Genomic DNA, 7134 nt, shown 5'->3' on the forward strand with positions numbered 1-7134 from the left:
ATAAGATTGCTTCTCTTGCAGATCAAAAACTTTATCATCTAAGTGAAGGGCAAAGACGGTTATGTGCAATAACTCTATTATTTAATCTTCCTAAAAAAAGGATTTTGTTTATAGATGAACCTACAATAGGATTAGATCGCTTAAATCGGACGAAATTTCTTAAAGCAGTCGATGAAGCTAGAAATAAAGATCAAATGGTCTTTATCTCAACCAACGATCCTAGAATTTTACCATATTTAGATTATCTCCTTGTAATTGGAAATGGTTCTATTCTTCTTGAAGGATCTCCTAAAACTGTATTATACCGTTTAGAAAATGAAACTTCGATACTCCCAAATCAGATTGTACGAGTATTAAAATCATTAAATGTCCATAAAGAGTTCTATTTCACAACAATTGATGAACTAAACGATTTTATTCGAATGAAGGTCAAATAATGTCTTTTCTTTTAAGAAGAATTTACCATGGAGTGATATATCAACCTAATATCATACAATTCCACCCCATGACAAATCTCTTTCTTGTTTTTGTAATATTTCTCATTTTATTATTTGGAAATATACAAATCCTCTTTATATTAAGTATTATTATCATTACAGAAAATTTTCTTCTTGGAAATGGATTTGGTAGTTTAAGTTTACTTAAAGCAGTTAGTCCTTTCCTTATTTTTCTGGGAATCATAACTTATTTATTTTCAGGGTTTGAATTAGCTATAATTATTGTTTTAAGATTTTTTTGTGGATCTTTATCTTTTTCGTTATTCTTTGCTATCACAAATCCTGCAGATTTATCACGAGCACTAGAAAAAATCTATATTCCTCCCAGATGGGCATTAATCCCTTCTCTATCTCTCACATTAGTTCCTCGTATTGCAAAGGATGCAGAAGAAACATTTGAAGCATTATATTTACGTGGGGAGATAAAAGGATTCTTCTTACGGTGGCTTCCAAAAACTCTTGCTATAATTTTAGCCTCAGTAATTTATCGATCTGAGTTTCTAGCTCGATCATTATACTATAAAGGATTCAATCTTGGTCCTCGAAGTCATTATCGGAAATTTAAGTTTCATCGTAATGATTTTTACCGGGGATTTTTCTGGCTAGGATTCTTTATTTTTACAGCTTTAGTTATATAGGTTTAAATACATTAGATTCCATAATAAAAGCTTTTCCTGATAAAAGTCGTACATGGGTATAGGAAGACTTGTTAAAAACAAAAATAGGAAAATTATTCTTTTTTATATCAATATTGAGGAGAGTAAATAATACAATAGTTAGGGATCCACCATGAGCAACTATCCCTATAGTTTTTCCTGAATTATTCATCATTAACCATTTTCTAAAAGGAACAGCAACCCTTTCACAAAATTCTTGGACATTTTCGCCACTTGGAAACTTAAAAGTTGGATATTCAATCAATAATTTTGCTACTAATGGACCAGGGAATTTATTTGTAAAATCTAGTATTAATTCAGGAAATTCGCCAGTTAAAACAGTACTAGTTTTTCCACCAAATTCACCTAGATCAATTTCCCTTAACCAAGAATATTGGATTATATTTGGTTTTTTACGAAGATATTTAACTAAAATTTCTGTAGTTTGAGCCGAACGGGGTAGAGGGCTTGAAATAATTTCATTAAAAGGTATATGTTTTAACATTTGACCTAATTGAATCGCTTGATCTATTCCATTCTTACTAAGTGGTACTAAAGGATGAGTCCATGTTCCAAGAGGTTTTTCTGGATCAGCATGTCGAATTAAATAAATATCTAAATCAGGGAACATTGTTATTTTTCAATCCAAACTAAAAATCAAAAATAATAAAAAAAAAGAGATTGTATGAATCTATTTTCTATAGATATTCATAATCTCCTTTAGTAATTCGAGAGCTTCTGCTTTAGGTCGTTGAAATGAATTTCTACCAATAATAGACCCGAATCCACCACCAGCATGAATCTCACGGATTTCAGAATAGATTTCTTCAGTGCTTTTCGCAGGGCCCCCAGAGAAAATCACAATTCTACGACCATCAAATGTTGCCTGAACAACATGTCTCACTCTTTCTTCTAGTGTTGCAATTGGAATTTTTTCCTTTTCATATACTTTACGTGCTGCTTCTTGATAAATTTCAGAACTGGGGGGTTTCACTTTAATCATATGTGCACCTAATTGAGCAGCAATATGAGCAGCATAAGCAACTACATCAATAGCTGTCTCTCCGTCTTTAGTAGTAATACCACTTCCACGAGGGTAACTCCAAACTACTACAGCTAATCCTGCTTCCTTTGCAGCTTGAGTTAGATACTGTAATTTTTCGTACATGTCATTTCTCATTGAAGACCCAGGATATATTGTATAACCTATAGCTCCAGCACCTAAACGAAGTGCATCCTCTATCGCACCAGTCACAGCAGGAGCAGGATCTTTTTCGCTAATTAATGAATCGGAATTATTTAATTTGAGAATCAATGGAAGATCAGGGTATTCTTTTGAAACTGCTTCAATGAAACCTAGAGGAGCTGCATATGCATTACATCCTGATTCAAGGGCTAATTCTGCATGGTACAATGGATTATATCCATGAGGATTGGGAGCAAAACTACGGGCTGGACCGTGTTCAAATCCTTGGTCTACAGGTAAAATTACAAACTTACCGGTTCCAGCTAAAGTACCAAAATTCAACATTCGAGCAAGGTTTCTAATGGTACCTGGATTATCAGAGCTATACCAGCTCAGAATTTCTTTAACACGAGGGGTTGATAACATTTTCTTCACCGAGATTTAGAATTTGTTTGTGCTTTATACTAGCCAACTCTTCGGATTATATAAAGCTACCACTAAAATAAAGAGTCTATAAACCCATTTGATAAATACATTTAACTTCATATACAGATTATTTTTTCCTTTTTCATCATTAAGCAACTCATACATCACTTTTTTAAGAATAAACTCTGAAAAATTTAATCAAGGTTGATTTTTTTTTTCTTCTTTTGTTTAATTATATTTGTAGTAAAGAGAACTGAATTTGTGTTTCAAACTCTTCAAAATATGTAGATTACAAAAATTTAAGCCTACTGCTTTAGATTCAATCTTAATTGAGCTCTCATAAGATTATTTTTGGATAATAGAATTCAATGATCCTATTTAGTAGGAGGAATGGTGGGATCAGGATCTTTATATCCATAATAATGGCCCATCTCGAGATTAATCCCATTCTGTTTAAGATAAACATAAAGCTGGCCTAAATGGAACCACTCATGGCCGATTTCTTCAAGAACTTCCTTATAAATAGTACTAGGTTTGTTTTGATAAAAGAATTGAACCGATTTTTCTTTCGCATCCTCTAAGTGAGTATTACAGAACTCTATTAATCTTTTTAACCCATTCTCATAGCTCTTAACCAATCCAGGGGCATTAAGTGGCATATTATTCTTTTCTAGACTAATAAGATCATTTTCATCTTTAAGATTACCTTGAAGTAATTCACATATAGTAAGTGGAGAACATGCTAGATGATTCGCTAAATCAGCTGTATTTCGCATGTTTTTATTTGGTTCCCAATCCCAGATCTCCATAGGAACCATTTTTAGTAGATACAAAATCCCTAAACGCCTTTCCTTCAATGTATGAATGAGTTCTTGCATTAAATTACCCTCTTAATTTACTCTATGATATAATTTGAACAGCATTTAAATATCCTTATTCATCTTATCATGATGGATGAAATCATATGGATGATCTCCACAATTTACTCTCTGGCCTTACGGTTGAAAAGCGGGATTATCAGTTAGCTGCCATGCAGGAGATCCTTGAGCAAGTTTTATCTAATCGTTCTGTTTTACTAAATTATCCATATGGTACAGGAAAAACGGTAATTGCCTTGCTTACTTTTCTAGCAATTAAAAATCTTAATACAAAAGAACAGGTCAAATTTATTTTTACATCTGCACGAGAAGCAGCAGCATTACGTTGTAGGCAAGCACTTGAAATGGCAAAATCTTTTGGATTTGTTGATAAATTAGGCTATTTATTTGACCCAAAAACGGGAGGAAAAGGATTAAGCCTAGCTCAAAAAGCAAAGATGTATAACGCATCGAATGTGGTATTTTGTCCTATAACGACATTGATGAATGATAGATTTCAGATTAAAAGTAAGTTGAATATCGATATTCTTAATTCAACTCAGTTGATTGTAATTGATGAAGCAACAGATATCATAGCACGGTCAATGACTGGTTTTCGTCTTTCAAAATATTTTGAAGAACTTTTTGAAGTAAGAAAATCTAAAAATAAAATTCCTCTTTTAACAATGACTGGAACACGTGATCAAGGGAGAGCAAAAGCGATTCTTAGCACATTGGAGGAAGAGGTACATCTAATGCAACGTCCAGAATTATCTCCTTATGAAACCATAACCCAAAGATGTAGTATTGTCAGAGAAGATTATATTAGCTCTGATCAACAAATCTCAACCCTGATGACCAAACCTATTGGTATTGTGCAAGAAATTCTTGATCCTAATTTAAGTCGACTTGATATAATTAAAATGTCTTATGGAGGAGTTTTAGAGCGTTTAAGCGATTCAAATGCTTCTTTACCTTTACGTATAGGAAAATTCTCGATTGAAACTGAAGAAGACCGACAGCAGTTAATCACTGCTTTTGTTATGCTCTTCAAACTCGCTCATGCTAGACTATTACTTTTAGAATCTACTCCAGGTGAATATCTCAAATATATCTCATTAGAAGAGAATGTGGAAATCTTTAATCCACTTCTTGAATTAAAGTCTAATCTTATTTCCCATCGTGTTGAATTACCTCAATTTGAGAATCCAGAAGAAAAAACCACCCGAGGTTTAATTCATCCAAAGGTTGAACTAGCAATAAATCTAGTCCATGAGCATTTGATTCGTGGGGCTAAAATTTTAATATTCACACGATATTTAGCTTTGGGGGAACAGATGAATATGATATTAAAAATACTTAAGTTTCCTGGTGTTCAATATCTCTCGGGTCAAACCCCTGAAGATACACGAAGAATAATTATAGATAGATTTCGAGAGGAAGATGTCGATGTTTTAATCTTCACACCAGTTGGTGGCCGTGGATTAAACTTAGGGGAAGCTGATATCGTCATTCATCTGGATATTACTAGTAATCTTGATGAAATGACACAAAGAAGAGAAAGAGCACGTGGATGCCTTGAATATGTACTAGTTTTAGAAGGTACTAGTGAAGAAGGTAAAATAAAGGAGTATTTTGACATAATTGTTTCATCTGAAACAAAAGTGAATAATGAAAAATAGAACTCTTAATAGTCCTCCTTATTATAATATTCTAGTCTCTTAACCTCAGTAAGATCTTCAAGATGAAATTTGTGCATTACATAATAACCTAATAAGGAAAATAACAGAAGAATGACTCCATTGAGTAAAAGACTGCCCCTAAGCTTTAAAAATGAGCTAGCAAATATACTTACTACCCCCATTCCGACAATTTGAGAAAAAGTGATTGATAGATTAATGAATGAGAATATTTTACCACGAAGATTATCAGGAACAGTTTCTTGAGTTATGGTTTGGAGAGGAACTGAAATAGAAACTTCAATAGTCCCAAAACCTATCCAGAAGATAGCCAAAATGAATATGTTTGGTGAAAGACTGAATCCAAGTAACATTATTCCTGCTAGAACAGCTGAAAATGTAATCATTTGGATAGGTCGTGAAATATGTTTTTTTCGTGAAAGATAAAATGCAAACAACATCCCAACAGCAGCTGAAAGTGCAATCATCAATCCATATACAAAAGCTCTAGGTTCTGATTCAACTAATCCCATCTCACTCTGAAGATACGGAATGATTAAAATCATTGAAGCTCCTCCAGCAAACATTAATATTGAAAATACAATTAGCAAGTAAAAAATAGGAGGAAAAGAAATGATAAATTTTCCTCCATCTCTTAAATCTGAAAAAGGGGTATTTTGAGACTTCTTCTCAATATAAAGAGAGGTTCTTATACCTAGAATAAATATTGCAGAGATTAAAAAACTCATGGCATCAATAAAAAAAGGTAAGTCATATCCTATTAATCCCACAATTATTCCTGCTAAAAATGGTCCTATTAAAGCTGAAACTTGATATGCACCAGCACTTAATGCGTTAGCAGCAAATAAATCGTTTTTATCATCTATTAATTTTGGTATAGAGGCTCCTCGTGCAGGGAAAAAGAATCTAGCGAAGCTTGAATTTAAAAATGATAGAATAAAAATCAACCAGATTTGAACTTCAATATTAAAATAGTTTGTGAATGGAATGACTCCTATGGCTATTGCTTGAGCGATATTTGCCCCTACCATTGAGTATTTCCGGTTTATTCTATCAATAACAACTCCAGCCCATGGTCCAACTATAATCATGGGGATTGCGGTAGAAATTGCCAATATAGCCATAGCTAGTGTAGAAAATTCTGTTGATTCAGTTAAATTGTAAACTAGTTCAAAAATTAATAAATTAAGAGCCATATAAGAAAATTGGGATCCAATATTTGAGATGAATTGACCATAAAATAATTTTCCAAATTCAGGATATTTGACTGGAATAAACGAATGATAATTTCGTTTGAAACTAGACAGAAGCGATTTCATTGACTTAAACCCAATTTTATTTGAGGAACAATCTGTTATTCACTAGATAAAAGTAAATAAGAGATGTAAAATAGAAATATAAAATATCCTCGGAATTTAAGATTCTATTGTCACCTTGCTTTTTTTTCGTAAAAACGCGAAAATTACTAATAAAAACATAAGAAATTCAAATTCATTATAAAATAAGTTGTTTGAGCTCTTTAATTCAAAATTTATATCTTTATTATTAATTAAGCTATCCAGCATCTTCCATAATTGAGATAAATTACTGGGGATAGGATTTCCTCGGTAAGCTCGTGTTTCTAAGAAATGTGACCCATCACTATTCCAAATTTTAATGGATATAAAATAAGTTGTTTCATTATTATAGTTAAATTGATCAAAATAAGTTTTTTTAAATAAGAAGAAATTATTTACCAGAAGAAGATTCATGGCAGCATTGTAATCACTTTTATTTAACCAAGTTTGAAAAGTATTTAATCTTCCCTTTGAA

8 protein-coding genes are annotated in these 7134 nt (G+C 32.4%); 3 read left to right on the top strand and 5 right to left on the bottom strand.

Annotated elements, in window-relative coordinates:
- Both ACWVCY_RS08460 and ACWVCY_RS08465 read left to right on the top strand, forming a co-directional pair.
- Positions 1-437, top strand: a 437-nt coding sequence (locus tag ACWVCY_RS08460) for an AAA family ATPase (protein WP_455142023.1), incomplete at its 5' end; no start/stop codon positions are given.
- Positions 437-1135 (top strand): energy-coupling factor transporter transmembrane component T family protein, encoded by a 699-nt coding sequence (locus tag ACWVCY_RS08465; protein WP_455142025.1) that lies wholly within the window; start codon positions 437-439, stop codon positions 1133-1135. The genes ACWVCY_RS08460 and ACWVCY_RS08465, both read left to right, overlap by 1 nt.
- On the opposite strand, the gene ACWVCY_RS08470 is transcribed toward ACWVCY_RS08465, so the two are convergent.
- The 3 genes from ACWVCY_RS08470 to ACWVCY_RS08480 form a co-directional block, all read right to left on the bottom strand.
- A complete protein-coding gene (locus tag ACWVCY_RS08470) occupies positions 1128-1784 on the bottom strand; it encodes a histidine phosphatase family protein (RefSeq protein WP_455142026.1) in 657 nt (218 codons plus the stop codon). The genes ACWVCY_RS08465 and ACWVCY_RS08470 overlap by 8 nt on opposite strands.
- Positions 1785-1844: 60 nt before the next feature.
- Positions 1845-2765, bottom strand: coding sequence for a class I fructose-bisphosphate aldolase (locus ACWVCY_RS08475; RefSeq protein ID WP_455142028.1), 921 nt, complete (start codon positions 2763-2765; stop codon positions 1845-1847).
- Between the two features lie 374 nt (positions 2766-3139).
- The gene (locus tag ACWVCY_RS08480; protein ID WP_455142029.1) at positions 3140-3643 is read right to left on the bottom strand and encodes a DinB family protein; all 504 of its coding nucleotides are present in this window, start codon (positions 3641-3643) and stop codon (positions 3140-3142) included.
- 86 nt (positions 3644-3729) lie between these two features.
- Between ACWVCY_RS08480 and ACWVCY_RS08485 the strand changes: the two genes are divergently transcribed.
- The gene (locus ACWVCY_RS08485; protein WP_455142031.1) at positions 3730-5304 is read left to right on the top strand and encodes a helicase-related protein; all 1575 of its coding nucleotides are present in this window, start codon (positions 3730-3732) and stop codon (positions 5302-5304) included.
- 5 nt (positions 5305-5309) lie between these two features.
- Here the strand turns inward: ACWVCY_RS08485 and ACWVCY_RS08490 are convergent, their stop codons facing one another.
- Positions 5310-6641, bottom strand: a complete 1332-nt coding sequence (locus ACWVCY_RS08490; protein ID WP_455142032.1) for an MFS transporter — start codon at positions 6639-6641, stop codon at positions 5310-5312.
- 96 nt (positions 6642-6737) lie between these two features.
- On the bottom strand, positions 6738-7134 hold a 397-nt coding region (locus ACWVCY_RS08495; protein ID WP_455142034.1), incomplete at its 5' end, for a hypothetical protein.

The organism is Candidatus Hodarchaeum mangrovi (genome assembly GCF_975850365.1).